The 24,576-nt window shown below is 65.2% G+C and carries 23 protein-coding genes and 1 tRNA gene; 7 read left to right on the top strand and 17 right to left on the bottom strand.

The annotated features are described in order from the left end of the window. Positions 1-8: 8 nt before the first annotated feature. A complete protein-coding gene (locus AC1DF4_RS05945; RefSeq protein WP_476912008.1) occupies positions 9-638 on the bottom strand; it encodes a plasmid mobilization protein in 630 nt (209 codons plus the stop codon). A 74-nt stretch (positions 639-712) separates the two neighbouring features. Continuing rightward, entirely contained in the window at positions 713-1,021 is a 309-nt protein-coding gene (locus AC1DF4_RS05940; RefSeq protein ID WP_476912007.1) for a helix-turn-helix domain-containing protein, read from the bottom strand. Between the two features lie 205 nt (positions 1,022-1,226). Between AC1DF4_RS05940 and AC1DF4_RS05935 the strand changes: the two genes are divergently transcribed. Then, a complete protein-coding gene (locus AC1DF4_RS05935; RefSeq protein ID WP_476912006.1) occupies positions 1,227-1,742 on the top strand; it encodes a helix-turn-helix domain-containing protein in 516 nt (171 codons plus the stop codon). Further along, positions 1,739-2,860: a tyrosine-type recombinase/integrase gene (locus AC1DF4_RS05930; RefSeq protein WP_476912005.1), complete on the top strand. Its 1,122-nt coding sequence runs from the start codon at positions 1,739-1,741 to the stop codon at positions 2,858-2,860. The genes AC1DF4_RS05935 and AC1DF4_RS05930 overlap by 4 nt, the downstream gene beginning before the upstream one ends. Positions 2,861-3,028: 168 nt before the next feature. Here the strand turns inward: AC1DF4_RS05930 and AC1DF4_RS05925 are convergent, their stop codons facing one another. The 3 genes from AC1DF4_RS05925 to AC1DF4_RS05915 form a co-directional block, all read right to left on the bottom strand. Then, on the bottom strand, positions 3,029-3,976 hold the full coding sequence (locus AC1DF4_RS05925) for a uracil-DNA glycosylase (protein WP_476912004.1): 948 nt from the start codon (positions 3,974-3,976) through the stop codon (positions 3,029-3,031). 276 nt (positions 3,977-4,252) lie between these two features. Further along, positions 4,253-4,822 (bottom strand): GNAT family N-acetyltransferase, encoded by a 570-nt coding sequence (locus AC1DF4_RS05920; protein ID WP_476912003.1) that lies wholly within the window; start codon positions 4,820-4,822, stop codon positions 4,253-4,255. Between the two features lie 413 nt (positions 4,823-5,235). Further along, positions 5,236-5,604, bottom strand: coding sequence for a cupin domain-containing protein (locus AC1DF4_RS05915; RefSeq protein ID WP_441404752.1), 369 nt, complete (start codon positions 5,602-5,604; stop codon positions 5,236-5,238). A 114-nt stretch (positions 5,605-5,718) separates the two neighbouring features. Here AC1DF4_RS05915 and AC1DF4_RS05910 point away from each other — a divergent pair, with 114 nt between their 5' ends. Continuing rightward, entirely contained in the window at positions 5,719-6,633 is a 915-nt protein-coding gene (locus AC1DF4_RS05910) for a DMT family transporter (protein WP_476912002.1), read from the top strand. Between the two features lie 24 nt (positions 6,634-6,657). Here the strand turns inward: AC1DF4_RS05910 and AC1DF4_RS05905 are convergent, their stop codons facing one another. Further along, positions 6,658-7,533: a glycosyltransferase family 2 protein gene (locus AC1DF4_RS05905; protein WP_476912001.1), complete on the bottom strand. Its 876-nt coding sequence runs from the start codon at positions 7,531-7,533 to the stop codon at positions 6,658-6,660. A 154-nt stretch (positions 7,534-7,687) separates the two neighbouring features. Continuing rightward, the gene (locus tag AC1DF4_RS05900; protein WP_476912000.1) at positions 7,688-8,668 is read right to left on the bottom strand and encodes a hypothetical protein; all 981 of its coding nucleotides are present in this window, start codon (positions 8,666-8,668) and stop codon (positions 7,688-7,690) included. Positions 8,669-8,824: 156 nt separating this feature from the next. Between AC1DF4_RS05900 and AC1DF4_RS05895 the strand changes: the two genes are divergently transcribed. Continuing rightward, positions 8,825-9,370, top strand: a complete 546-nt coding sequence (locus AC1DF4_RS05895) for a peptidylprolyl isomerase (RefSeq protein ID WP_441404756.1) — start codon at positions 8,825-8,827, stop codon at positions 9,368-9,370. Between the two features lie 9 nt (positions 9,371-9,379). Next, positions 9,380-10,258, top strand: a complete 879-nt coding sequence (locus AC1DF4_RS05890; RefSeq protein WP_476911999.1) for a rhomboid family intramembrane serine protease — start codon at positions 9,380-9,382, stop codon at positions 10,256-10,258. A 1,302-nt stretch (positions 10,259-11,560) separates the two neighbouring features. Here the strand turns inward: AC1DF4_RS05890 and AC1DF4_RS05885 are convergent. Together AC1DF4_RS05885 and AC1DF4_RS05880 are read right to left on the bottom strand one after the other, a co-directional pair. After that, entirely contained in the window at positions 11,561-12,166 is a 606-nt protein-coding gene (locus AC1DF4_RS05885) for a DNA-3-methyladenine glycosylase I (protein ID WP_476911998.1), read from the bottom strand. A 119-nt stretch (positions 12,167-12,285) separates the two neighbouring features. Further along, positions 12,286-12,537 carry a cell division protein CrgA gene (locus AC1DF4_RS05880; protein ID WP_476911997.1) on the bottom strand — a complete coding sequence of 84 codons (252 nt, stop codon included), beginning with the start codon at positions 12,535-12,537 and terminating at the stop codon, positions 12,286-12,288. A 285-nt stretch (positions 12,538-12,822) separates the two neighbouring features. Here AC1DF4_RS05880 and AC1DF4_RS05875 point away from each other — a divergent pair, with 285 nt between their 5' ends. Next, complete coding sequence (locus AC1DF4_RS05875) at positions 12,823-13,464, top strand: aminodeoxychorismate/anthranilate synthase component II (protein WP_476911996.1); 642 nt, start codon at positions 12,823-12,825, stop codon at positions 13,462-13,464. On the opposite strand, the gene pknB is transcribed toward AC1DF4_RS05875, so the two are convergent. From pknB to AC1DF4_RS05840, 7 genes are read right to left on the bottom strand one after another with little or no spacing between them, the layout of a single operon-like run. Then, the gene (gene pknB / locus AC1DF4_RS05870) at positions 13,461-15,437 is read right to left on the bottom strand and encodes a Stk1 family PASTA domain-containing Ser/Thr kinase (protein WP_476911995.1); all 1,977 of its coding nucleotides are present in this window, start codon (positions 15,435-15,437) and stop codon (positions 13,461-13,463) included. The two genes, AC1DF4_RS05875 and pknB, sit on opposite strands and share 4 nt — an antisense overlap. Positions 15,438-15,443: 6 nt before the next feature. Further along, positions 15,444-17,264 carry a protein kinase domain-containing protein gene (locus AC1DF4_RS05865; RefSeq protein WP_476911994.1) on the bottom strand — a complete coding sequence of 607 codons (1,821 nt, stop codon included), beginning with the start codon at positions 17,262-17,264 and terminating at the stop codon, positions 15,444-15,446. Continuing rightward, entirely contained in the window at positions 17,261-18,718 is a 1,458-nt protein-coding gene (locus tag AC1DF4_RS05860) for a peptidoglycan D,D-transpeptidase FtsI family protein (protein WP_476911993.1), read from the bottom strand. The genes AC1DF4_RS05865 and AC1DF4_RS05860 overlap by 4 nt, the downstream gene beginning before the upstream one ends. Then, positions 18,715-20,166 carry an FtsW/RodA/SpoVE family cell cycle protein gene (locus AC1DF4_RS05855; protein WP_476911992.1) on the bottom strand — a complete coding sequence of 484 codons (1,452 nt, stop codon included), beginning with the start codon at positions 20,164-20,166 and terminating at the stop codon, positions 18,715-18,717. Before AC1DF4_RS05855 ends, AC1DF4_RS05860 begins: the two co-directional genes overlap by 4 nt. Continuing rightward, the gene (locus AC1DF4_RS05850) at positions 20,163-21,917 is read right to left on the bottom strand and encodes a PP2C family protein-serine/threonine phosphatase (RefSeq protein ID WP_476911991.1); all 1,755 of its coding nucleotides are present in this window, start codon (positions 21,915-21,917) and stop codon (positions 20,163-20,165) included. The genes AC1DF4_RS05855 and AC1DF4_RS05850 overlap by 4 nt, the downstream gene beginning before the upstream one ends. Positions 21,918-21,919: 2 nt before the next feature. Further along, positions 21,920-22,399, bottom strand: coding sequence for an FHA domain-containing protein FhaB/FipA (locus AC1DF4_RS05845; RefSeq protein ID WP_224048084.1), 480 nt, complete (start codon positions 22,397-22,399; stop codon positions 21,920-21,922). Beyond that, positions 22,396-23,142, bottom strand: a complete 747-nt coding sequence (locus tag AC1DF4_RS05840; RefSeq protein WP_476911990.1) for an FhaA domain-containing protein — start codon at positions 23,140-23,142, stop codon at positions 22,396-22,398. The genes AC1DF4_RS05845 and AC1DF4_RS05840 overlap by 4 nt, the downstream gene beginning before the upstream one ends. Positions 23,143-23,541: 399 nt before the next feature. Between AC1DF4_RS05840 and AC1DF4_RS05835 the strand changes: the two genes are divergently transcribed. Continuing rightward, positions 23,542-23,624: transfer RNA gene (locus AC1DF4_RS05835), tRNA-Leu, on the top strand. Positions 23,625-23,704: 80 nt separating this feature from the next. On the opposite strand, the gene AC1DF4_RS05830 is transcribed toward AC1DF4_RS05835, so the two are convergent. Further along, on the bottom strand, positions 23,705-24,394 hold the full coding sequence (locus AC1DF4_RS05830) for a TetR/AcrR family transcriptional regulator (protein ID WP_476911989.1): 690 nt from the start codon (positions 24,392-24,394) through the stop codon (positions 23,705-23,707). Positions 24,395-24,576 lie beyond the last annotated feature (182 nt).

Here is a 24,576-nt window from a genome sequence, read left to right as displayed (position 1 = left end):
GACTGTGCTCATGAGGCCGTCCGGTCCCCGAGGGAAGTGCGCACCTCATCGACCGCGACCCGCACCTGGCGGAGCAAAGCCTCATCGACCCCCGGGGCGTCTCCAGAGTGGACGGCCCGGAGGACCTGATTGAGATTCTGACCGACCCGGCGAAGCTGTTCCACCGCCATCACCAGTTCCGGCTGAGGCGACCCCTGGGCCGCCAGATGCATCCGTGAAACCTCATCCCTGCGGGCGTCCAGAGCGTCGAGGACGACCCCGCGCACCCACGCACTCGGCTTGACGCCGAGCACGTGTGCACGGAGACGGATCGCTTCGCGCTCCGTCTCCGTGAGCCGCACGTCCAACGAGACCCGGCGACGCTGACGGATGGTCTCGTTGGACGTACGGCTGTGCCTACGCGGGAGAGACAACGGATGCAGGCCAGCAGGGTTTTTGTCGGACATTTCGCTGGCGCTCATGTCCGACAAAAACCGCTGGCCCTCGTCCTCGGTCGCTGCGCTCCCTGCGGGCGAGGGGGCGGGGAGATCCGCTTCGCGCTCGGTGGGAACGGCAGAGGACCGCTCCGAAAACTGCCTCCGGAGGAGTGCGGCATGCTTCTCAATGAGGAGCATGCCCTCCAGACGGCTGCCAGTCATACGCCGATAGCCTGGCGCCACGGCATCAATTGAACTCTGGGTGCCCGTGCCTCGGCTGGCTTGATCTGCAGCACTCATCGAAGGCCCCGACTAGCGACGCCGACCATGGGAAGGCCCCTCAGCTGGGGGTTCCCTAGGTCGCGCGGCCTGTTCTCACGGGCGCGCATCCAGGCAGCCAGGTCCTCGGGGTCGAGCCGCCAGCGGGCGGCTTTCTCCGGGCCGCCGACATTGATCGCGCGCAAGTCCCCCTTGGCGATGAGCTGGCGGATCCACCAGGGGGTCACGCCTATTACCAGTGCTGCGTCCTTGACTTCGAGGAGTGCGTGGTCGCGCCCGACGCTGTCGAGGATGCTGGTCAGGGTGGTGTGGACGGTGCATTGCATATGGTGGCCTCTCGGACTTCGAGTTGAGAATCCGATGCCGGTACGCATCAGGCGTACCTCGGCCCCGTACGACCTCGTGGCCGGTTTCGCTCGCCTCGTTCGAGACGCGCGCAGCTCAGGAGGCTGCGCCTTGACGGTTCGGCTCGGTGGAGCCTGGCAAAAGCACTGTAGCAGATTGGTAGCAATATGTAGTAGCGTGTGTTGTATGAACAAATCCTTCCACCACCCAGAACTCGACTCGCCGCCCGAGAGTGCAATGCTCAAGGCCGCCTACCGAAATTCCGGTCTCACCGTCGCAGACCTCGCGTCGGCCACAGGACTTAGTGTCGGCACCGTGCACATTGCCCTGAACGGCATCCGGTACCGCGACGGCAAGGCCAGGGTAGCGATCCCGCCGGACCGCACGCTGGTCAAGCTGGCCTCCGCGCTCCGCGTCCACCCGGACGTCCTCCGCGTCCACGATCGAGCCCGCGCCGCAGACCTGCTTGTTGAAGCCAGCCGAGTCGAAGCCGGGCAGGAGGTTTCCTTTGCATCCGAGCGAGAAGCCCAAGCAGCTGTGGCCGGCCGGGCTGTCCTTGCACGGCAGGTCCTGGCAGCGTTTTCGGATGAGGAACTTCGTGCTGAACTCGAGCGCCGTGACCGTAGCGAGCAAATTCTCATGCACCGCCAGGACGAGGTGGACCTAGCTGAGACATTGACGACCGACAGGTGGCCCGAATGACAGTCCATGACCTCTGGGCGGGCCTGTCCAAGGGTGAAGTCGCGCAGAAGCGTGCACGCAATGCACCACGCTGGCAGAGGAGATGGCGGGAGGGGGTCGGCCGGGAAGCGCCCCAGCGCAAGCTGTCGTACAAAGAGCACCAGAAGGCGCAGGCGTTCCAGGACGACGCCAACCAGATGGGCCTCCCTAGGGCTCAGGCCATACGCGCCGCCTCAGTGACTGTGGGCACCCTCCTGGACCGCCATCTGGCAGCCAAGGCGGACCCCGGCAGCTCTCCGAACACAATCAGCACTGACCTTCATCACGCAGGCGTCGTCCGCGAGGCGTTCGGTGACCGCGTCGTCTCGACCCTCGACACCACGGAGATCGAGATCTGGGCGCGGCGCCCTGGCCTGGCCGCATCGTCGCGGAAGAAGCAGGTCGAGATCCTCCGGGCAGCCTTCAAGCGAGGCGTCCACGACAGGCTCGTCGACGCTGACATCACCGACGGCATAGTCGTGTCCCTCGGCCACGTGGAACGCCCCTATTGGCACTCTGAAGAACTCATGGCGGTAATCACTGCCACACCGAAGGTTGCTGACAAGGCGCTCCTGGGGGTGCTGGGGCTGATGGGAGTGCGTTCGGGCGAGGCCCGGTCGCTGCTTGTCGGCCACTTGATCGATGGCAGGCTCTGGGTGCGGAATTCGGGTTCCGGCACGGACACGACCAAGACCCGGGCCAGCCGACGCAGGCTTCCGGTACCTGAGGCCGTGCTGCCTTGGCTGCTTGAACATTCCTACGGGCGTCCCGAGACGACTCCGCTTTTCGAGAGTCCCCGCAAGCCGGGCCTCCCGGTGGGGAAACGGTATGTGTCCGACGTCGTTACCCGCGGCGTCACCCGAGCGAATGCGGGCCGATCCGAACGGATCGCCCGGATCAACGTTCACGGCCTCCGGCACACGTTTGCCGCGATCGCGCTCTCTGAGGCCGGCGGAGATATTCTGTCGGTCAGTCGGGCTCTGGGACACTCCAAGCCGTCGACCACTCTGAACGAGTACGGTCATCTGGCCCCGGCGGGACTTGAGCCGCTCATGGCAAGGATTGATGGCCTTGTTGGCGGAAAGGGGACGTCGGCGTGACGCCAGTCTGACGGCCTATGCCGTCCACAACTACAGCCGATTCACGAAATTGGAAGAGCCCGTTTTCGCGCATTTAATGGCACAAGATCCGGTGGGAGCGCGGACGGAGGGTGCACCTCCGAGGGGCGATCGAGCATCCACGCGAGGCGTTGGATGGACCCGACCCAGCTATAAGGCCCAGTCCACCTCGTCGCGCCCGCGCGAACGCAGGAACTGGTTCGCCTCTGAGAACGGTCGCGTGTCGGCGAAGCGAGGGTATCGAGAGCTCTCCTCGCGCCGCGGGTGCGTTGACCGAATGACGCGATGTCTGCTTTCGTTGATCGGGACTGTGTCTGCCAGCGCAATGGCGTCGTCGCCCCAGAGGAGGAAGACCACCGGATCGATCTTCTCATTGACGACCTCCAACACGCCTCGTGTGAAGCCTCTCCAATAGTCGCTGTGCGAGCCTGGTGCATTCTCTCGCACGGTGAGCGCAGTATTCAGGAGAAGGACCCCATGCTGAGCCCACTGCGTTAGGTCGCCACCGCTCGGGCGGGTGAAGGACGCGGCGTTGTCGGATTCGAGGTTGCTGAAGACTCGGGCGAGCGAGTAGGGAGCCGACGTCCCGGGTTGCACCGAGAACGCGAGTCCGTCAGCCTGGCCTTGTCTGGGGTATGGGTCCTGCCCGAGCACGACGACTTTGACGCTATGGAGGGGGGTGAGCTCAAAGGCGCGGAACACCCGTCGACGGTCGGGCAGTATCTCGCCGGGCTGCCACGTGGCGTATGCGCGCGTCAGGATCTCTTGCACTTCGGAGTTCCCCAGCCCCTTCCTTGCCAAAGCGCCCGACCAGTCGCCGGGCAGAAGCGACCCACTGGTGACTGAACGGGGCGCCGCCTCAGCGCTCGTAACGGTCGGTCGGGTGGCGTTAGCCTCTGCGAGCCCCCATCCTGGGCCGCCGGCAACTCGCCACACGATGAGCGAGCCGACAGTGTAGGCGGCGAGGATACCGATGTCCGCGAACGGGGGATCCCCGGCGAGGACAGGAAGTATCACCATCATCACCCAGCCGATGAGCACTGTCGCGCCGAAAAACAGCATTGCCGCCACGCCAAGACACCCGCGAGCACTCTCCATGTGTGCGCCTTTCTGAAGACATTGGGCGCGCGGACATCACCGGGCCGATGGGTCGATCATACCGAGGTCAATCAACTAGGAGCCGAAGCGCCTATTTCGAGTGTCGCGGTCGGCCCGTCCATAGGGCGCACCTGCTTCACAGCGCCTTGTCCAGGCGCGGGAACCCGCCCGCAGCGACGATCCATCACCGTTCACGAAATTTGTGCCAGAACCCCGATAAATGGCGGCCCTTTCGCGGCGCTATTTGGCGCTTGGTTCAGCCCGCAAGGGGATCGTCTACCGGACTGTGCTCGCCCGGATCGCGGCGTAGAGGACCATGTCACAACGCTCCCCGGCGATCTCCTGATGACTGCGAAGCAGGCCCTCGCGTTCGTAGCCGGCGCGTTCGGCGGTGCGGATAGAAGCTAGGTTCCAAGGCTCGATATATAACTCCAGACGGTGCAGCTGCGCGATTGTCCAGGCAAACGTAGTGAGGGCGCAAAGGGCATCGGATGCAATGCCGTGGCCCCTGTCGTTCGGAGCAACGGCGTATCCAACCTGAGCGCGGCCTGTGTTCAAGTCCTTGAGCCATAGTCCGATGTTTCCCATGGAGCGGTCAGTTTCTAGGTCGGCTATCGAGAAGGAAAATCCTGACCCTTCGACGTGGCGCTGACGCTGCCTCGCAAGCCACGCTAAGGCTTCCACAGGAGTGGAATGCGGTGGGAGGCTTCCCACCGTGGGGACATACGGATCTTGGGAAAGGTCCATCGCCATCCTCGCGTCCAGATTCGTGAACGTGCGCAGCCGGATACGGCCGTGCTCCGGGTCAGAAGACGGCCAGGGGGGAATGTCGCCGCTGATGCTCATATCCCTAAGTGTTGCAGCGAGGCGTTGAGGTACGCTGCGTCGCGTTCTTCGCATCCGCGCGCGCCGAACCCTCGGCGAGCACTCCCGCGGTGGGCGAGAATTGCGCCGTGAGTTGGCTGCCCGGCGGTCGTCCGTGTGTGCGTCTCGACCACATCGAAGCCCGCGGCTACCAGTTGGCCGCAGAGATCACGTACCGGAAAGGCGATGTGCCCGCGACAGGTGCGCCCGAGATGCGCCCCAGGCCGGAAAATTAGACTGATTAAGCAGCCCAAACGCCTCCTGCCGCCATGCTTTGCAAGCAGGGGGTTCGGGGTTCGAGTCCCCGTGCCTCCACCATAGGAAAGGCCCCGGATCGCAGAAATGCGGTCCGGGGCCTTTTGCATGCCCGGCCTGGACTGCCGGGCAGCGGCTTCTCATTCCTTGGGTTTGGCGTAGTCATCCATGCCCTGCCAGTCGATGAAAACGTATGGCTCGTCACCGACGACCCATGCGTCGTGCCCCGGCGGGATGAAGCCGTAGTCGCCCGGGCCGTACTCCGTTTCCTCGCCGTCGTCCATGACGACCTTGAGCCGGCCCGAAATCGTGTAACCCTTGTGGGCAATCATGCAGCTGTCGGTCTGGGCGATCGGCTTGACGTGCTGTGACCACTTCCAACCGGGCAGGAAGGTCGCACGTGCCACGGCGCCGGCGTCGAGGTTTACAAGCTCTACTTGGCCCATCCCGTCTTTGACGGGGCGGGTTTCCTCCGGATTGTCCAGGCTCTTGCGGATGGTTGAAGCCATGATGGTCTCCTTTGCGGATGGTGGTGAGACCGGATTTAAGACTGGCACCGCCATATTTCACCGTCAAGGACCCTTCGTCCGCTGAGCGCGCCTACGCCCCACTACTGTGGGATCGTGAACTTCTTCCTTGCCGCCGTGGGCGTCCTCGGTGTGGCCTCCTCCGGGCCGCTTATCGCCGCTACCCTGGGGGCAACCTCCGTCAGCGCCCTGGCAATCGCCTTTTGGCGCAATGCGATCGGGTCGGTCGTCATGGCCGGGCCCGTACTGGTCCGGGACCCCCGCCAGTTCGGCAGGGTCACCGGCCGGGAGTTCCGCTGGTCACTGGCGGCTGCCGTCGCCCTGGCCCTGCACTTCGCCTGCTTCATCACCTCCCTTCAGCTGACTTCCGTCGCGGCAGCCACTGCCCTCGTCTGTCTGCAGTCCGGCTGGATCGCCATCTTCCAGCTCTGTCGGGGAGTCAGGCACCGCTGGCCGGTCCTGGTCGGGCTGGGGATAGCTTTCGCGGGCGTCATCGCGATCACCGGGTTCGACATGGGCACCTCCCCGGAGGCGCTGCTGGGTGACCTCCTGGCGCTGGCGGGCGGCGCCCTGGCGGGCATCTACACCCTGGCCGGAGGCAAGGCCCGGCAGACCATGGGCACGGGCGTCTACACGACCCTCTGCTACGGGATGTGCGCGGCCGTGGTCGCCATCCTGGCGCTGTTCTCGCAGCAGCCCCTCGCGGGCTTCGAAGCCGCCGGCTGGGTCGGCATCCTGGCGATTACGGTGTGCGCCCAGCTGATCGGGCACACCGCCTTCAACCACCTGCTCGCGACGATGAGCCCGCTGCTGGTATCCATGATCATCCTGCTCGAGATTCCCGGTGCCGCGCTGCTCGCTGCTGCGTTCCTGTCAGAGACCCTGCCGGCCGGTACCTATGCCGGGCTGGCGATGATCCTGGTGGGGCTCGCCGTCGTCGTCGTGGGACAGCGGGGCTCCCGCTCCGTACGGCGCGGTGCGCCGCCTCTGGCCGAGCTCGGGACGGACTGACGACGGCGCCAGCGGCGCCGTGCGCTACTGGCCGCCGCGGCGGGCGGGCTGGGCAGTGTTGACTGTGTGGATCGCGCGCAGCAGCTTGGCCGGAAAGTACACGGAGAAGAAGACCACCATGGGGGCCTTGAGCGCCATCTTCTTGACGTTGTGCGCCTTGTACGTGCGGTCGAAGCGTGTCACGTAGTACCGGTAGTCGCGGGGGGAGTCTTCCAGGCGGCGTGCGGACATGCCGGAGACCATCTGCGGCCAGTACTGGATCCGGAGCTCGTTCTCGGCCAGGTGCAGCGACAAATCGATGTCCTCATGCATCTCATCCTTCTCATCCCGGCACGTCTCCATGCGGATGATTTCCCAGGCGGAGCGGCGGAGGGCCATGTTGGACCCGAAGAGGAAATGGTACTGGTGCTTGGCCAGCCTGAGCATCAGCTGGCGCATCTTATCGTCGGCCTTCAGGCCGAAACGCCGCATGGGCATGTCGTAGTAGACCACCGGACCGGTCGCGGCATGGACGGACTTGTCCCGGAAGGCTTTCTGCACCTGTTCGACCCAGTCGGGCTCCAGCACGGAGTCGGCGTCGATCCGGCCGAGGATGTCCCCGGTGGCATGGTCGAGGCCAAAGTTGCGGGTGGGGATCAGGCCCTGTTGCAGATCCTGGCTGAGCAGGATGATGGGGCTCTCCGGGTATTCCAGTTGCATCTGCCGGACTATGTCGGCCGTGCGGTCCTTCGACATGTTGTCGACGACGATGATCTCGTGGGCCGGGACAGACTGGTACACGGCTGCGATGAGGCACTGCCGGATGACACTTTCCTCGTTGTATGCCGGGATGACGATAGACACAGCCGGCATCTGCACGGCATCGTGTAAGGCATCCTCAGAGGATTTTTCGGGTGACATCCCCCCAAATTTAGCACCACACGGGTTTTTTCTGCCCGATACCGGGCAACGGACCGGCTACGAACTGGTAAACATCGCGCACAAAAACGGGAGGGATCCCGCCTGTGGCGGAATCCCTCCCTCAATGGCTCATGAAGCCGTGGGCGCAAGCTGCTTAGGCGCCGGTGTTTTTGTCCGACCCGTTGTTAAGGCTCGCAGCGATGTTGCGGACTGCGGTCTTCGCGTCGGTGGCAACCTTGGCGGAAGCGTCTTTGATGTCCTCGGCGGCGTCCTCGGCAGCGTGCTTGGCCTTGTCGGCGGCGTCCCCGGCGGACTCGGCGACATCAGTCGAGGCGTCCGTAGCAGCGTCGGCGGCGGCAACTGCGGCCGCGCCAGCCTTGCCGGCAGTCGCCTGTACGGAATCCTTGACATCGTTGACGGTGGTGGCCGGCACGGGGGCGGGCGTTACCGGAGCCGGTGTCTTCCAGGGATCCTCGACCGGTTTGGAAGCCTTCCAGGCGGCGGCAGCGGCGGCCGCGGCCGCGGCGATGATGCCGAAGATCAACCACCCGCGGTGCTTGGACTTCTGCGGCTTGGCTACCTCGATATTGACGGCCTTGCCGGCCTTTTTCGCAGCTACCCTTACGTGGCCCTTTGCGGTCTTTGCCTGCTCCTGGACAGCGTGGATGATTCCAGCGTCACTGAGCTTCTGCGCAACCGCGTCAACGTGGGCCGGAGCACTCTCGAGCGTACGGTGAACGGCGTCGGATGCCTGGCCGATCTGGGTGGAAAGCCTCGGAAGGTATTCGACGACGACCCGGTCCCGTGCGTTGGCGATGACGGGAGTGGCCTTGTCCACGGCCTCATGTAGGCGCGGGGTGGCGCCCTCGACGGCGTCGCTAATTTTCGGTGCGAGGTGCGCCAGGCTGTCCTGGAGACGCGGGGTTACCGTCGCGACGCCGTCGGCAAGGTTGTAGGCCGCGGACTTGAGCCCCTCCTGGATCTTGGGAGAAGCGGTATCCAGGCCCTGCTGCAGACGCGGAACGGCCCAGTTGACTGCTGCTTCAACCCGGGGGGTTGCCCAGTCTTTGGCGTTCTCTACTCCGGTGCTGACCGAATACTCCAGCTCCCGGGCAATACGATCCGTTTTCTTCACAACTACCTCCCGATTAATGTGACGGTTCTGGAGTTAGCCTACGTGTCCCAGACCTCACCGGCTATTCTTCGGGGCGGATTTTAGGCGGATTTCACCCAGCGCGGAACTGGCGGAGGGGCCCTGTGCCCAGGGGCGCGCCGTGGAAGAATGGGGCCTATGACTGCCATCGCAACCGCAAAAGCAACCATCCACACGAGCATGGGCGACATTGTCGTCAACCTCTTCGGCAACCACGCCCCCAAGACGGTCGAGAATTTCACCGGACTGGCCACGGGCGAGAAGGCATGGACCCACCCGGAGTCCGGCGAGGACAAGACCGGTACGCCCCTGTATGACGGCACCATCTTCCACCGCATCATCAAGGACTTCATGATCCAGGCCGGCGACCCGCTGGGCCGCGGCGTCGGTGGGCCGGGCTACAAGTTCGACGACGAAATCCACCCGGAGCTGACCTTCAACGAGCCCTACAAGCTGGCCATGGCGAACGCCGGCATCCAGATGGGCCGCGGCACCAACGGCTCGCAGTTCTTCATCACGACCATCCCCACCGGCTGGCTGCAGGGCAAGCACAGCATCTTCGGTGAGGTGGCGGACGAGGAATCCAAGAAGGTGGTCGATTCCATCGAGGGTGTCCGCACCGGAATGGGTGACCGCCCGGTCGAGGACGTCACCATCAACAGCATTGATGTAGAAAAGCTCTAAGCCCAGCGCATGAGCTACGGAATTCCGGCGGCAGAGCCGTCCGCGCAGATCCCGGTGTGCCCGCGGCACCCGGACCGGCCCGCCTATGTGCGCTGCCAGCGTTGCGGGCGCCCTGCGTGCCCCGACTGCCAGCGGGCGGCCGCCGTCGGATTCCAATGTGTTGACTGCGTCAACGAGACAAAACGTACGACGCCGGACGTCAAGACCGTCTACGGCGGCGCCGTGACCAGCGGCAAGCCCCTGGTCACCTACTTCATTATTGGGCTCTGTGCCCTGGTTTTTGTCCTCCAGTGGCTGGTCCCGAACGACGGGATCTACCGGAACCTGGCCTTCGCCACGGTCTATGCCACCCCGGAGTACGGGGTCTTTGAACCCTGGCGGATGGTCACGTCAGCATTCCTCCATTCCCAGGGGTTCATCCTCCATATCGTGCTCAACATGTACATGCTGTGGATGTTCGGCCAGGCACTCGAACCCCTTCTGGGCCGGATCCGCTTCCTGGCCGTCTACCTGTTGTCCGCCTTTGGCGGATCCGTCGGCTACCTCCTGCTGACTCCGGGCTACGTTCCGGGCCAGCCGCTGAGTGGCGTTGTGGGAGCTTCCGGCGCCATCTTCGGCCTGTTCGGCGCCATGCTGGTGGTCCAACGCCGCCGCGGCGGCGAGACCAAGCAACTCTGGGTGCTGATCCTTATTAACGGCGCTATCGGCTTCATTGTCCCGTCGATTGCCTGGCAAGCCCACCTTGGTGGTGCCGTCACAGGTGCCCTGTGTGCCGCCGTCATTGCGTACACGCCCCGCGGCCCGCGGCAGGGTCTGCTGCAGGCCGGCGGACTCGTCCTGGTGCTCGCCCTGCTGATTGCCATCTCCGCCCTCCGGGTGGCCAGCTAGCCCACCCGGCCCCGCTTCCGGACGGCCAGTTGACCCGGTTGTCTCAGTTTCCCTTCCCTGCCCATCACTGATCCGGCACCCGAAGGAGACGCTCCAGCCCAGTTACCCCGTGCCTGAACAGGTCCCAGCCTCCCTTGAACCCCGAGTTTCCGCGGGTGCGCCGGTGTGGCGCAGGAAGTATCTGGGCAGGAGCGTCGCGCCCGAGCCAGTCCGCAGTGCCGAGCTGCCCTCTGGGTGGCCCGTGCATGAGCCCACTTTCCTGCCTGCCGGCACCCGATCCGGCACCCGTGAGAGACGCTCCAGCCCAGTTGCCGCGTGCCTGAACAGGTCCCAGCCTCCTTGAACCCCGGGTTTCCGCGGGTGTGCGCCGGTGTGGCGCAGGAAGCAACTGGGCAGGAGCGTTGCGCCTCCACGCAGTCCGACCCCAAAGGCCCTCAAGCCAGACCCAGTCGTGCCCTGGAGCGTCGCGGTGGCGAGGGTTTCCCACAGCATTTTCCCGTTTTCCACAGCTCGTCCTGCGCGGCGCGCTCTTTTGCGCGCCGGTAATTGCGGCCCTCCCCGTCCCAAAGAGGTTCCCCGGGCACAGGACCGGTGGAGTTGTCCACAGGGGTTATCCACACTGTTGGTAACTTACAACGCTGTAGTTCACATGAGGGTGCCGGATCTGAGGGCCACAACTGGCGATTTTGCACCGGTCGTCTTGAGAATCTCCACAGTTGTGGATAACTCCTGTGGGTGGTCCTGTGGTTAAGTGGACAACCCTGCCGGTAACGCGGGAAATGACAGTTCCGCGTGGGCGGGGACGCTGACTGCAGCGCGGCCGGGCGCTCTCCAGCGGCGGCGAGGGCCTGTTCAAATCTGATTTCAACAGGGTTATTCACAGTGTTAATAACGTCGCCCTCGATGCGATCCGAGGAGATTTCCCGCCACAGGGCGCCAGGACTGCGTTATCAAGGCTCGGATCGTGCACTTATCCCCACCTGTGGATAAGTTGTGGGTACCGGGGTGTTGTTAAGTGGATAACCCGGCCACGGCGCCCGGCGGACCGAGCTGGACCCCGAAATTCCGCGCATCGGCCCTGGATTTCAGTTCCGGAGGCCAGAACAGGGCCAATCCGTTCACTTATCCACAGTAAATCCACACTGTTAATAACTCACACGCATGTAATTCAGCCGGGATGGCCGGGTGGAGTGTGCTTCTGAGGGCCACAGGGCGCGGGGAAGGTGGCAAACCGCTGTGAGTCCCCAGGGAGTTATCAACAGTGTGGATAACTCCCCGCGGAGTTGTGCACAGCGGACGACGTCAGCGGGGCCACATTCCTGAAGCTCCGCGGCGGTGGCTGTCCAGCAGATGAGTGTCGATCATGCCGATCGCTTCCATCAGGGCATACATCGTTGTGGGGCCGACAAACGCGAATCCCCGCTTCCGCAGCGCCTTGGACAGGGCGATCGACTCTGCCGACGTAGTGGGGATCTCATCGTGAGAGGTCGGCTCAGGCGTGGAATCGGGCTGGAAGGCCCAAACGAAGTCAACCAGTCCGCCGTCGTCCCTCAGCGCAATCGTGGCCTGGGCATTCGTGATGGCGGCCCTGATTTTGAGCCGGTTACGGACGATCCCGGCGTCCAGGAGGAGACGCTCGACATCGGCTTCGGTGAACGCGGCCACCGTCTCGGGATGGAAGTCGTGGAAGGCAGCCCGGAACGCGGGCCTTTTCCGGAGGATCGTGGCCCAGGAGAGTCCGGCCTGGAAGCCCTCGAGGCTGATGCGCTCGTACAGGCCCTGCTCGTCGCGTACCGGAAGCCCCCATTCGGTGTCGTAGTACTCGCGCAGCAGCGGATCCACGGCCGCCCACGGTGGCCGGGCCAGGCCGTCGTCGCCGATCACTGAGCCGATTACTGCCGCTGCCATCCGGGTTCCTTCCCTCGCGTTGTTCTCCGTCCCAGCATTATCGGTCCCCGGTCCGACATCCCGTTAACGCGAAAGACCGGTACACAGGGTGTACCGGTCTTTCTCGGGTTGCGGCGGCCCTAGGAACGCCAGCGGGTGGTCATCAGGAAGCCGATGATGGCGATTCCAAAGCCGGCGATGATGTTCCCGGATCCCCAGGCGGCCACCGGAAGGGTGCCTTCACTGATGTAGAAGGTGATGATCCACAGGAGGCCAATGATCATCAGGCCGAACATCACCGGCTTGAACCAGACCGGGTTGGGCTTATAGGCCTGGGTGGAGGTCTGCGGCGTTGCGTCGCTGGTCCTCTTACGGCGCTTTGACTCGGGCACGGGTCCTCCTGGGCGGCTGGAACAGGAGCGGGACCCTGGCTTGATATCCTGCAAGAAGGAATACACCGGCGGTCAGCGCGCTCTTGGTCATGTATGAGTTCTTATTCGGAGCCAATTCTAGCTGTAGTTCAGGCCACAGTGGTGTCCGCCGCGAACGTCCGGGAGGAGAAGCCACGTGCTGCAGCTGCAGGAGCGATTCTGGGTATTGATGGTTCAGTTCCTTTTTCCCTGGATGGCACAATTCACCCAGTTCACTGATTCAACGATTGGTTCAGCAAGGCATCCATGAGCACAACCAAGATCCTCGTCGTCGACAACTACGACAGCTTTGTCTACACCCTGGTGGGCTATCTCCAGGAACTCGGCGCGGAGACCACCGTGGTCCGCAACGACGACGTCACCCTGGCCGAGGCGATCGAGCTCGCGGAAGCGCGCGACGGCGTCCTCATCTCCCCGGGTCCCGGAAACCCCGCCGGCGCAGGCGTCTGCATCGAGCTGATCAAGTGGTGCGGCAGCCATAACAAGCCGATGCTGGGCGTCTGCCTGGGCCACCAGGCACTGGCGGAGGCCTACGGGGGAACCGTGACGCACGCGCCCGAGCTGATGCACGGCAAAACGTCCCTCGTGGAGCATCACGGCGACGGTGTGTTTACCGGGCTGCCTTCTCCCTTCACGGCGACCCGCTACCATTCCCTCGCCGCCGTCCGGGAGAGCATCCCGGAGGTCCTGGAGATCACCGCGGAGACGGCCACCGGAGTGGTCATGGGGCTCCAGCACCGCACCGCGCCCCTCTGCGGGGTGCAGTTCCACCCGGAGTCCGTGCTCACCGAAGGCGGCTACCAGATGCTCGGCAACTGGCTCGAATCCCTCGGCATGGCCGGCGCGGCACAGCGGGCCGCGGCGCTAAGCCCGCTCATCAAGCACTAGCGGGAGGCCCCGCCCAGGAGCGATCCGTCTTCCTTGGCGCCCTTGGTCGACGTCGGGGTCGGAGTCGGCGTGGGACTCGGCGGGGGCGCGGGGGCCTTCGCGACGGTGATGCCGACCGTCTTGCCCTGTTCGACCAGGGCCTCCGCGGCGTCACCTTGCCCGGTGACCTTGCCCGGTTCCACCTGGGTGTTTTCGACTTCGGTGACATTCATGCCAAGGCCCAGGGCCTTCAGCGCGGCCTCGGCCTCGGCGACGGGGAGGCCGACGAGCTGAGGGACCGCCACCTTCCCGGTGGACACGATGATCTCCACCGTGCTGCCCGCCGCAACGTTCTGCCCCGGCGCCGGGTTGGTGGTGATCACGATTCCGGCCGGGACCGTCGCGCTGTTGGCCATGGTGGTGCCGGGTGCTCCGGCAAGACCCTTCTGGCGCAACACATCGCGGGCGGCAGCCTCCGTCCGCCCGGGAAGGTCCGCGGGGATGGTGATGACGCTGGGGCCCTCGGAGATATTGAGGGTGATGTCCGAATTCGGGTCCAGTGAGGCCCCCGTTGCCGGCACAGTGCCGACGGCGATGCCCTTGGCGATGGTCTCGTGCTGCATCCGGCTGAGCTGGGGTTTGAGCCCCGCGTTGTAGAGCTTCTGGAGGGCTTCACTCTCGGTCAGCGACGTCACCGAGGGCACCAGGACCTTTGCCACGGGCGGCGGAGCCTGGTTCATCATGTTGTAAAGCCACAGGCCGCCGCCTGCCAGCACCAGGACCGTGAGGATCACGAGTGTCGCTATCCATGTCCGACGGCGGGACTTCTGTCCCGGCGTGTGTTCGCGCTCGGGCGGCAGGACCAAAGGCAGGCTGCCGGTATCCGCCGCGTCATAGGCGACACCTTCGGCCGCCAGGGTGTCGTCGTCATCAGCCGATGAATCCAGCGGCGGCCGGAGCCTGCCGGTGGGGGTCTCATCAAGGAACTTGGCGCCGGTGACCGAGAAAGCGGCCGTCGGTGTGCTGTCCGGCGTCGGAATGGTGTTCTGGGGGTCGGTGGCAGCTTCGCTCGCGGCCGGAGGGACCACTCCGACTCCGCTCCGCGCCGCCCGGAGGGCTCGGCGGAATGCCGCGGCGTCCTGGAAGCGGTCCGCCCGGTTTTTCTGCAAGGCCTTCATCAGCACGCTGTCCAGGGCCTCTGAGACGTCCGGATTCAAGCTGCTGGCAAGTTCGGGGATTTCGCGCACGTGCTGATAGGCCACGGAAACAGGGCTGTCGCCGATGAACGGCGGCCGGCCGGCCAGCATCTCGTACAGCAAACATCCGGCGGAGTACAGATCGCTTCGGGCGTCCACGGTCTCCCCGCGCGCCTGTTCCGGTGAGAGGTACTGGGCGGTCCCCACGACGGCCTGGGTCTGGGTCATGGTCGCCGCAGAGTCGGCCATGGCGCGGGCAATCCCGAAGTCCATCACTTTCACACTGTTGGAATCCGGGCAGAACATCACATTGGCCGGTTTGATGTCGCGGTGGACGATCCCGGCCTTGTGGCTGTAATCCAGGGCGGCGAGTACGCCCAGGGTGAAGTCGATCGCGTGGTCGATGCTGACGTCCTTGGCCCTGATCAGGTCCCGGATCGTCTTCCCGGAGACGAACTCCATGACGATGTACGGCACCCGGACCGTGTCCTCGTGGTCACCGGGCACGGCATGGTCGCCGGTGTCATAGATGGCAACGATCGAAGGATGGTTCAGGGCGGCCACCGCCTGTGCCTCGCGCTTGAACCTGGCCTGGAACTGGGGGTCCCTGGCCAGGTCCGGGCGCAGCAGCTTGACGGCAACGGTGCGTCCTAGGCGGGTGTCGATGCCTCGGAAGACATCGGCCATGCCGCCGCGGCCGATCAGCTCACCCAGCTCATAACGCCCACTGAGGACGCGCTGCGTGTTCACGGGGCCGCGGTCCTCCCGGTGTGATGGGGTACGGGGTGAATTGGACATGGTGGCCTACGTTCCCGTTGGGCTCGGGGTGGAGGTTGAAGCAGCTGCGGCGGCCTTGGCCAGGTGGTAGGTCACGAGGGAACCGGCAGGCACCTTGCTGCCGGACGCGGGCTCGGAGCTGACGAAGGTGCCGGCCTTTTCCTTCTTGTTGGTGGGGTCGACAGGATCGCCCTTGGCCCAGCGGAGACCGGCACTCTCGATGGCCTGCTGGACGGCAGCTTCGGTTGCACCGGACTGCAGCGACGGGACCGTCACGGTTTCGGGGGGTTTCGGGCCCTTGGAGTACGACACGGTAATAGTCGTGCCCGGCTGGACCCGCCCGGCCGGGTCGATGTTGGTCACCGTTCCGGGCGCGGAATCGTCGAAGACTTCTGCTCCGGTGACGCCAAGGCCAAGGCCGATCAGTTCGCTGCGGACGTCGTTGTAGGGCCGGCCCAGGTAGCTTTCCGGGACCAGGTTGATGGCCGCCGGTGTGGACTGGGTCGGGGTCGCGGAGGTGCTGGTGGGGCTGGCGCTCGTGGACGTGGGCGAGGCCTTGGTGGTGGTCGGTGCGCTGGTGGTGGCGGCACTGCTCGCCGGGGTCTCCGGGAACAGGATTCCGGCCTGGGTCAGCACGACGCCTACCAGTGAGAACAGCACCAGCAGGATCAGGGCGATCAGTGGCCAGGTCCAGGGGCTGCGGCCCCGGCGTTCGGGCTCATCGACGGGCTCGTCGTAGTCGTCGTCCTCCTCTTGGACCCAACTGCGTTCCGCGGCGAGGGCGTCGGCGCGCGAGAGCGTGTTGCGGGCGCCATACGCGCTGGCCGCCGCGGCTCCGGCAGCGAGTCCGGCCGCGGCGCCCGCGCCGGCGGCCCCCACCACAGGCAAAGCCGACGTGGCCGACGTCGTACGGTCTGCCGCGCCGATGACGCCGGTCGCGGCCGTGGGCAGGTCCACGGGCGCGGTGATGGGACCGGTTGCCTGCTCGAAGAGCAGCATTCCCGGAACGGCGGCGTGCGCTGCGGCAATGTCACCGTTGCGAATGGCCTCGGCGGCCTCGGAGAGTTTGAGCGCGTCGGCCGGGCGGTTCTTGGGATCCTTGGCCAGCATGGACATCAGCAGGGCCCGGACAGGCTTGGGCAGGGTCTCCGGCAGAGGCGGCGGCGCGTCGTTGACCTGGGCAAGCGCGATGGCGATCTGGGACTCGCCGGAGAACGGGCGGTGTCCGGTGAGGCACTCATAGCCGATCACGCCGAGGGCGTAGATGTCCGAGGCGCCGGTGGCCAGCTGGCCGGTGGCCTGTTCCGGAGCGAGGTACTGGGCAGTGCCCATCACCTGCCCGGTCTGGGTGAGCGGGACCTGGTCCGCGAGGCGGGCGATGCCGAAGTCCGTGACCTTGACGCGGCCGTCCGGAGTGATCAGCAGGTTCCCAGGCTTGATGTCGCGGTGGACCAGGCCCTGGGCGTGGGCGACCGACAGCGCGCGCGCCGTCTGGGCGATCATGGACAGGGTCCGGTCCGGGGAGAGCACCTGTTCGTGCTCGATGATGCTGCTCAGCGGCTGGCCCGGAACCAACTCCATGACGAGGTAGGCGGAGCCCTCTTCCTCGCCGTAGTCGAAGACGTTGGCGATGCCCACGTGGTTCAGGAGCGCAGTGTGGCGCGCTTCTGCCCGGAACCGCTGGAGGAAACCGGGATCGCCCGTGTACTCCTCCTTGAGCACCTTGATGGCGACGATGCGGCCAAGGATCAGGTCTTTGGCTTTCCAGACTTCTCCCATGCCGCCAATCGCAATACGGGTGGTCAGCTGAAACCTGCCGCCGAGGGTGATTCCTGATGAAGGCCTCACTTATTCAACACCGCCTCAAAAATCTTCTTCGCATTCGGACTGGTTAGCTTTGCGCCGGTGGTGATGTCTACGCCTTCCATGACGATGGTGACAGCCACCTGCGGGTCATTCGCCGGGGCGAACCCGGTAAACCATGAGTTGTTCAGGCCGTTGCCGAGTTCGGCGGTACCGGTCTTGCCGGCCACCTTGACGCCGGGCACTGCCGCCTTGCCGGCGATGCCGTCGTCGACAACGCTGACCATCCACTCGTTGATCTGCCGGGCAATGTCCGGCGTGGTGGAGGTCCGCAGGGCCCGGGGTTTGGGCTCACTGATCGGCCGCAGGTCCGGGGAACGCACGGCTTTGATCAGGTTCGGCTGCATCTGTACGCCGTTGTTGGCGATCGCAGCGGTCATCTGGTTGATCTGCAGCGGGGTGGCCCGGACGTCCCGCTGGCCGATCGACGACTGGGCCAGGCTGGCATCATCCAGTTTTTCGGTCGGGAAGAAACTCGGCGCGGAGTCCAGCTTCAGGTCCTCGCCCCAGTTCTCCCCGAAGCCGAACTTCTCGGCCTCGTCCGCTATGGCCTGCTGTCCCAGGTCCAGGGCGATGCTGGCAAACGGGGTATTGCAGGATTGCTGCAGGGCGAAGGCAAAAGTCGCGGTGTCGCGGGTGTAGCAGTTGCCGCCGGCGTAGTTGGGCAGCGTGTACTGGATTCCAGGGAAGGTCATCTCCGCCGGGTTGGGCAGGATGCTGTCCTTGTTGTATTTTCCCGACTTCAGCGCCGCGGACGTGTCGATGAGCTTGAAGACTGAGCCCGGGGCCAGCAGTTCCCCGGTGGGTCCGCTGACGTTCTGGTTCAGATTGATTCCGGGAATCTTGTTCAGCTCTGCGAAGTTGGCGGCCTCAGCCACCGGGTCCTGGGTGGCGATCAGGTTGGGATCGTAGGACGGCTTGGACACCATGGCGATGATCGCGCCGGTCTTCGGGTTGGTCACCACGATCGATCCGCGCTGGCCGTCCGGGATGAGGTCGAAGGCGAGCTGCTGGATTTTGGGGTCGAGGGTGAGTTCCACCGAGGCACCCTTGGGCTGGTTGCCCAGGAAGAGCTGGCCCACACGGTCCAGGAACTGCTGGTCCGAGCTGCCCGCAAGCTCCTTGTTCATTGTGCTCTCCAGTCCGGTCACGCCGAAGCTTCTGGAGAAGTAACCGGTGATCCCGGCGTAAGGCTCGGGCTGCGTGTAGGTGCGCTGGAATTTACAGCTCTCCGTGGCCGGCACGGACTCGGCCACCGGGGTGCCGCCGACAATGATCGCGCCGCGGTCGTTGCAGTAGTTCTGCAGGAGCGTGCGCTTGTTCCAGGCGTTGGCCTCGAGGGCGTCGGCGCCGATCACCTGGACGTAGCTGAGGGCGCCGAAGATCAGCACGAACATGGCGATTGAGGCTATCCAGGCATTGCGGATGGCTTGGTTCACAGCTTCACCGCCTCTGTGGGAGTGTCCGGACTGTTCCGTCCGCCGCCGGGAACGGCGGCCGGCTTCGAGGGCATGGCAGGAGCGGCTTTCTGTGCGTCGGGTTCTTCGCCGGGGGCCAGCGGGGTGGTGTCCACCGGGCCGCGCGCCGAGTGCGAGATCATCAGCAGCAGACCGACGATGATCCAGTTGGCCAGCAGAGATGAGCCGCCCGCGGCCAGGAACGGGGTGGTGAGGCCGGTGAGTGGAATGAGCCGGGTGACGCCGCCGATCACGACGAAGCACTGCAGGGCAATGGCGAAGGAGAGCCCGGTGGCCAGCAGCTTCCCGAACGCGTCCCGGGTGCCGAGTGCCGCGCGGAAGCCCCGGGTGAAGAGCAACAGGTACATCAGGACGATCGCGAAGAGACCAATCAGGCCCAGTTCCTCACCAAAGGAGGCAATGATCATGTCGCTGTTGGCGAAGGGCACCAGATTAGGGCGTCCCTGGCCGAGGCCGGTGCCCACAAGTCCGCCGTTTGCCATGCCGAACAGTCCTTCGACGATCTGCAGGCTGCCTCCGAACTCCCGTCCGTAGACCTCGTCGGTGAACGCGTTGATCCAGCCGTCAATCCGGAGTGCGACGTGGGAGAAGACGCGGGAGGCGACGAATCCGCCGACAGCGATGAGACCCACGCCGATGATCACCCAGCTGATGCGGCTCGTGGCGACGTAGATCATCACGAGGAAAAGGCCGAAGAACAGGATCGAGGAACCCAGGTCGCGCTGGAAGATCAGCACGCCGATGCTCACCAGCCAGGCGGCCAGCATCGGTCCCATGTCCTTGAACCGCGGGAACTGGATGGGTCCGACTTTCCGGCCGGCCAGCAGGATGAGATCCCGGTTGGAGGAAAGATACCCGGCGAAGAATATAGCGAGCGTGATCTTGGCTATTTCACCGGGCTGGAAGGTCATGGAACCAAACTTGATCCAGACCCGCGCCCCCAGGATTTCGCCGGCCGAAATTCCCGGTACCAGCGGCAGGATCAGCAGGACCGCACTGACGGCAAGGGAAATATAGGTGAAACGGCGGAGGACGCGGTGGTCCTTGAGGAACCAGATAACGGCGATCGAGACAGCCATCGCCACCAGGGTCCAACGCAGCTGGTTGTTGCCCGTGTCTTCCCCGACCCGGTCCAACCGGTGGATCATCGCCAGCCCGAGGCCGTTGAGGGCCACCACCAGCGGAAGTATTACCGGGTCGGCATATTTTGCACGCAAGCGCAGGACAATGTGGAACGCCAGGGCGGCCGCGGCCAGCAGGCTCGACTGGAACCAGAAATCGGTGTCGAAGGCCTTCTGCTGGTCCACGCCCACCAGGGCGTTGGCGCCGATGCCGACGGCGAGGGCCAGCACCAGCAGGAGCAACTCGATATTGCGCCGGGGTCTGGGAGTGGGATCGATGGGCGTCACTGGCCCACCCCACAGACCGGAGCAGACGGTGAAGGTGTGGAGGTTCCGGCTGCGCCGGGGCTCGCTGTGGCACCCGGACTCGCTGTCGCGGTGGGCGCGGCGGGGGTCCGGGAGGGAGTGATGCACTCGTCCGCCGGGGCGGTGGTGCCGGTGCGCTCGAGGTTCTTGACGATCCGCTGGGCGTCGTAGAGATCGCGGGCCGGGACGGTCTGGCGCACCCGCTGCTGCGAGAATTCGGGGAGATCTGACATCCGGATTTCGGTCTCCGCTTCGAGGGTTGAAAGCTGGATGGGTCCCAAACGCTGGGAGACCCCGTTGAAGATGGCCACGTGCTGGTTGTGCTCCCCGATGTAGTACCGCGTCTGGGTCCACGCGTAGCCGAGCCACAGACCCACCGTCAGTAGTGCCACGATGGCGGCGGCAATGGAGACCGTCACCCAGCGGCGGGGCCGGCCGGCCGGGCTGTACTCCTCAGCCTCTTCCTTCGCCTGCTCCGACTTGTGGGTCAGCACGGTGGCCGCCCGGCGCGCCATGGTGCGTCCCGCGATGGTGGGGATGGAACCGGATTCCGCGGCAGCCGCCGCAGCGCCCACGAGTTCGTGGGGGCGGCCGGACAGTTCCTCGCGGAGCACCTCGGCGGACAGATGCTCACCCAGGTGCGGATCAGTGGAAGTTGCCGGTTCGCCCTTGTCGGCGGCCCCGCCATCCGGATATTCACCCGCCGGGCCGGCCTCGGCTGGAGCGTCCGGTGCCGTGGGCGCGACAGGGGCTGTTGGATCGCCGGCCACGGGGGCCCCGGCGGATCCGCCGGCTTTGCCGTCGTCGGAGGTCTTTCGCGGTGCTTCAACAGTCTTCGCTGCCCCAAAGGTGCTTCCGGTCCGCCGCGGGGTGTCCCCGGACACCGTCGCGGTCACGGTGGAGGCCGGCGTGGGGGGGACAATTTCGACGGCGGCGGTCCGGACGTCGTCGGTCGTCTGTTCGGCGATTTCCAGCATCACAACGGTGACGTTGTCCGGGGCGCCGGCCTCGAGAGTGAGATCAACCAGCAGTTCGACGCATTCGCGCAGGTTCCTGGTCTCCCGGACGGTGCGCTCCACGACGTGGCCGGCCACGTAGTTCAGGCCGTCGGAACAGAGCAGCCAGCGCTCACCCGCTTCCACGTCAAGGGTATCCAGGTCCAGTTCCGGGCTTGCGTCGACGTCGCCGAGGACGCGCATCAGGACGTTCTTGTGCGGATGCGTTTCCGCCTCTTCGGGCCGGAGCCGGCCTTCGTCGATGAGGCGCTGGACGAACGTGTGGTCCACGCTGACCTGTTCGAATTCGCCGTTCCGCAGGCGGTACGCCCGGGAGTCGCCAATGTGGGCGAAGTGCAGCTTGCCTTCGGCCAGGAGGAGGGCCGTGACGGTGGTGCCCATGCCGGCCAGTTTGGGATTGATGTGGACGAGCTCGGAGAGCAGCGAATTGGCGGTCTGGATCTCGTCGGCCAGGACGGTGCCGGCATCGCCGTCGTAGTCGTCGTTGTCGAGATGGATCATGTCCAGCACCGTGGCGGCCGAGGCGACATCGCCGCCGGCGTGTCCGCCCATGCCGTCGGCGACGACGGCGAGGTGGCGGCCGACATACGCGGAGTCGTCGTTTTTCGCACGCACACGGCCGACGTCGGAACGCGCGGCGTAACGCATGATGAGCGGCCGCGACGGGGCAGTTGGTTTGCCTTCGGCCCTGTCTGCGGGAAGATCCGGGGCAGCCATGGCTACGGCCTCAATTCGATGACCGTCTTGCCGATTCTCACGGGGACACCTAGCTCAACGGGCAGTGCCCTGGTGAGCTGCTGATCGGCCAGGTAGGTGCCGTTGGTGGAGCCAAGATCCTCGATGAACCAGCGGCTGCCCTGCGGGAACAGGCGGGCGTGGCGTCCCGAGGCGTAGTCATCCTCCAGCACGAGGGTGGCTTCCTGGGCGCGGCCGAGCAGGATGGGGCTGGCTGCCAGCGGGATCGTGGTGCCTTTGAGGGGGCCTTCGGTCACCACCAGTTGGCGCGGCTGCTGCCTGACGGGGGCGGCCGGTTCGGCCAGCGCGGGGTTCTTGCGGACCTGCCGCGCCGTGGGGGCGCCAGCTGCTGCCTTACGGCCGATCATGAGGTCGCGGCGCATGGCGGCAACAATGCTGAAGATCAGGACCCACAGGAGGAGGAGGAAACCGAAGCGCAGGGCGGTGATGGTCAGTTCGCTCACTGGCGGCCGCCTGGGCTGGCGGGCAAAAGGCGGTAGATAATCTTGGTCCGTCCCATCGTGATCGTGGAGCCGTCGGTGAGTTCCGAGGACCCCACAATCTTGTGGCCGTTGACGTAGCTGCCGTTCGTGGAACCCAGATCGACGGCCTGGGCAGTGCCCGGCCCCGTACGGATTTCCAGATGGCGGCGGGAAACGCCGGTGTCGTCAATGAGGATGTCTGCGTCGGAGGAGCGGCCGAGGACGATCGAGGGCGCGTTCAGCGAATAGCGCTGGCCGTCGATGTCCAACACGGGCTGCATCCGTGAGGGCTGGCGCGTCGGTGCGGCAGGCATCCCGCCGTGTGCCGGCTGCGCCGGCGCGGAGGGGGAGGAGGATTTTTCGGTCCGCGACTTGATCTCGAAATCTCCGGCGCGGCGTTCCTCGTCGCGGCGGAAGCTGATCCGGACGGGACCCTGGAGCGTGTAGCCCTGGCTGCGCACGTGGTTGATGACGACGTCGCACAGTTCCTCGGCAAGCGGGGTGCCCCATTCCTGGGCCCGCTGGAAATCGTCCTCGCTGAGGAAGACGTCGAAGACGTTGGGTGCCAGGGTGCGTCCCGCGGCGATGGTGATGGCCTTGTTGTCCACCTCGCGGCGGAGGTGGCTCGCGATCTCGACAGGCTCAACCTGGGCACGAGAACCGGTGGAGAAGACTCCGCGGACGGCCTTTTCGATGCCGCGCTCGACTTTGTCCAGCAATCCCATGGTCCTTCTCCTTTCGTGACGGCTGCAGGGCAGCATTCGTTCCGGAACTCGGTTTCCCACATCTGCGGGAGCCCGCTGGTAACGGGCACTCCTACATCAGATACTACTGGGCGAGTCTGGGAATGGCCTTAATGCGCGTCGCCACTCCGTGCCGGAAAATTGCGGGGGACCGGCCCTGACATGCGCTGACAGCGCTGCGCCCCGCCGGTCCGGGCAGGCTTTCGTCCGGTCTGGGCGGGGTCCGCTCGCCCACCCTCTACTACCGCTCTACTACCCCCTCTACTATCCCTCCGGGGGCCGATTGGTGTTTTCCCGCAGTTGTCCGTTATGCTTGATCTCGCTGCTTTTACGAGGTTGGCGGTCCGGAATCCGGGCCAATAATTGAGTGGAAGAAGTTGCGCGCGAGTGGCGGAACGGCAGACGCGCTGGCTTCAGGTGCCAGTGTCCGAAAGGGCGTGGGGGTTCAAATCCCCCCTCGCGCACGCATTAGAACCCCGGTCTTCGGACCGGGGTTCTTTCATTTAACATCGGGCCGCTGAGCTGGCCCGGCGTGGCCGCCGGCTTACCCACGCAGGGCCCCGAATCCGGTAATGAGCGCCTCCAGTCCCAGTTCAAAGGCGACGTCGGCCTGGTTTTCGTACCCTTGGTCGGCCAGGCGCGCCACGGCGGCCGTGAAGTTCGGCGTCGATTCCGCCATGCTTCCGGAGTCGAAGATGTCCGCCGGAGCGGTGACGTCGTAGGCCGAGCCGAAGATGAAGGACTCCAGGGCCACGATCGCAGAAATGATGCGCTCCTGCGGGAAACCTGCCCGGCTGAATCCGGCGCTGACGGCCTCATACATGGCCAGCGTCTTCGGCGCATCGGTCACCGGCAGCACGGCGATGACCGGGATCAGCGGCGTGTGCTTGGAAAACACGTCGCGGTAGCTCCAGGCCCAGCTGCGCACCGCCCGGTCCCACGGTTCGGCGTCGAATGCGGACACATCCACGAAGGACGTCAGGTGATCCTGGACCAGGACCAAGACGTCCCGCTTGGACGAGACATGGTTGTACAGGGCCGACGGCGCCACGTTCAGCGTCCGCGCCAGGGCCGCCATGGTGAACCCGTCATAACCGCTCTTCCCGATGAGCTGCAGCGTCGCCGCGGTAATGCCGTCCTGGTCCAGAACGGCGGCGGCCGGCCGGCCCACCCTGCGGCGCGGCTTCGCGTCATGCCGGTGCGGATCTGCAGGGGCGCTGGTTGATGCCGGCATTGCTATGCCCTTTCTGCCGTCGCTGGGGTGCTCCCATTCTGCCCCTACTTTACGGGCACTTTTCCGGCGTAATTTTCTTGGGCAGGGGTCTTCCCTGATGCATCCGAAGGGTCTATAGTCAATTCTAAATGAACGGCATTCATTTAGTGGTCCGCATCACTTTCGCGGCCGCAGAGAGGACA

This window comes from Arthrobacter sp. 05N429, assembly GCF_056397045.1.
The sequence above is the reverse complement of the archived record's forward strand: the minus strand, read 5'-3'. Positions and strand labels throughout refer to the sequence as shown.

What these genes read in the sequence shown, in the direction of transcription:
- AC1DF4_RS05945 (WP_476912008.1), bottom strand. Translation starts at nt 638, where the DNA reads ATGACTGGCAGCCGTCTGGAGGGCATGCTCCTCATTGAGAAGCATGCC.
- AC1DF4_RS05940 (WP_476912007.1), bottom strand. Translation starts at nt 1,021, where the DNA reads ATGCAATGCACCGTCCACACCACCCTGACCAGCATCCTCGACAGCGTC.
- AC1DF4_RS05935 (WP_476912006.1), top strand. Translation starts at nt 1,227, where the DNA reads ATGAACAAATCCTTCCACCACCCAGAACTCGACTCGCCGCCCGAGAGT.
- AC1DF4_RS05930 (WP_476912005.1), top strand. Translation starts at nt 1,739, where the DNA reads ATGACAGTCCATGACCTCTGGGCGGGCCTGTCCAAGGGTGAAGTCGCG.
- AC1DF4_RS05925 (WP_476912004.1), bottom strand. Translation starts at nt 3,976, where the DNA reads ATGGAGAGTGCTCGCGGGTGTCTTGGCGTGGCGGCAATGCTGTTTTTC.
- AC1DF4_RS05920 (WP_476912003.1), bottom strand. Translation starts at nt 4,822, where the DNA reads ATGAGCATCAGCGGCGACATTCCCCCCTGGCCGTCTTCTGACCCGGAG.
- AC1DF4_RS05915 (WP_441404752.1), bottom strand. Translation starts at nt 5,604, where the DNA reads ATGGCTTCAACCATCCGCAAGAGCCTGGACAATCCGGAGGAAACCCGC.
- AC1DF4_RS05905 (WP_476912001.1), bottom strand. Translation starts at nt 7,533, where the DNA reads ATGTCACCCGAAAAATCCTCTGAGGATGCCTTACACGATGCCGTGCAG.
- AC1DF4_RS05895 (WP_441404756.1), top strand. Translation starts at nt 8,825, where the DNA reads ATGACTGCCATCGCAACCGCAAAAGCAACCATCCACACGAGCATGGGC.
- AC1DF4_RS05890 (WP_476911999.1), top strand. Translation starts at nt 9,380, where the DNA reads ATGAGCTACGGAATTCCGGCGGCAGAGCCGTCCGCGCAGATCCCGGTG.
- AC1DF4_RS05885 (WP_476911998.1), bottom strand. Translation starts at nt 12,166, where the DNA reads ATGGCAGCGGCAGTAATCGGCTCAGTGATCGGCGACGACGGCCTGGCC.
- AC1DF4_RS05875 (WP_476911996.1), top strand. Translation starts at nt 12,823, where the DNA reads ATGAGCACAACCAAGATCCTCGTCGTCGACAACTACGACAGCTTTGTC.
- pknB (WP_476911995.1), bottom strand. Translation starts at nt 15,437, where the DNA reads ATGTCCAATTCACCCCGTACCCCATCACACCGGGAGGACCGCGGCCCC.
- AC1DF4_RS05850 (WP_476911991.1), bottom strand. Translation starts at nt 21,917, where the DNA reads ATGGCTGCCCCGGATCTTCCCGCAGACAGGGCCGAAGGCAAACCAACT.
- AC1DF4_RS05840 (WP_476911990.1), bottom strand. Translation starts at nt 23,142, where the DNA reads ATGGGATTGCTGGACAAAGTCGAGCGCGGCATCGAAAAGGCCGTCCGC.
- AC1DF4_RS05830 (WP_476911989.1), bottom strand. Translation starts at nt 24,394, where the DNA reads ATGCCGGCATCAACCAGCGCCCCTGCAGATCCGCACCGGCATGACGCG.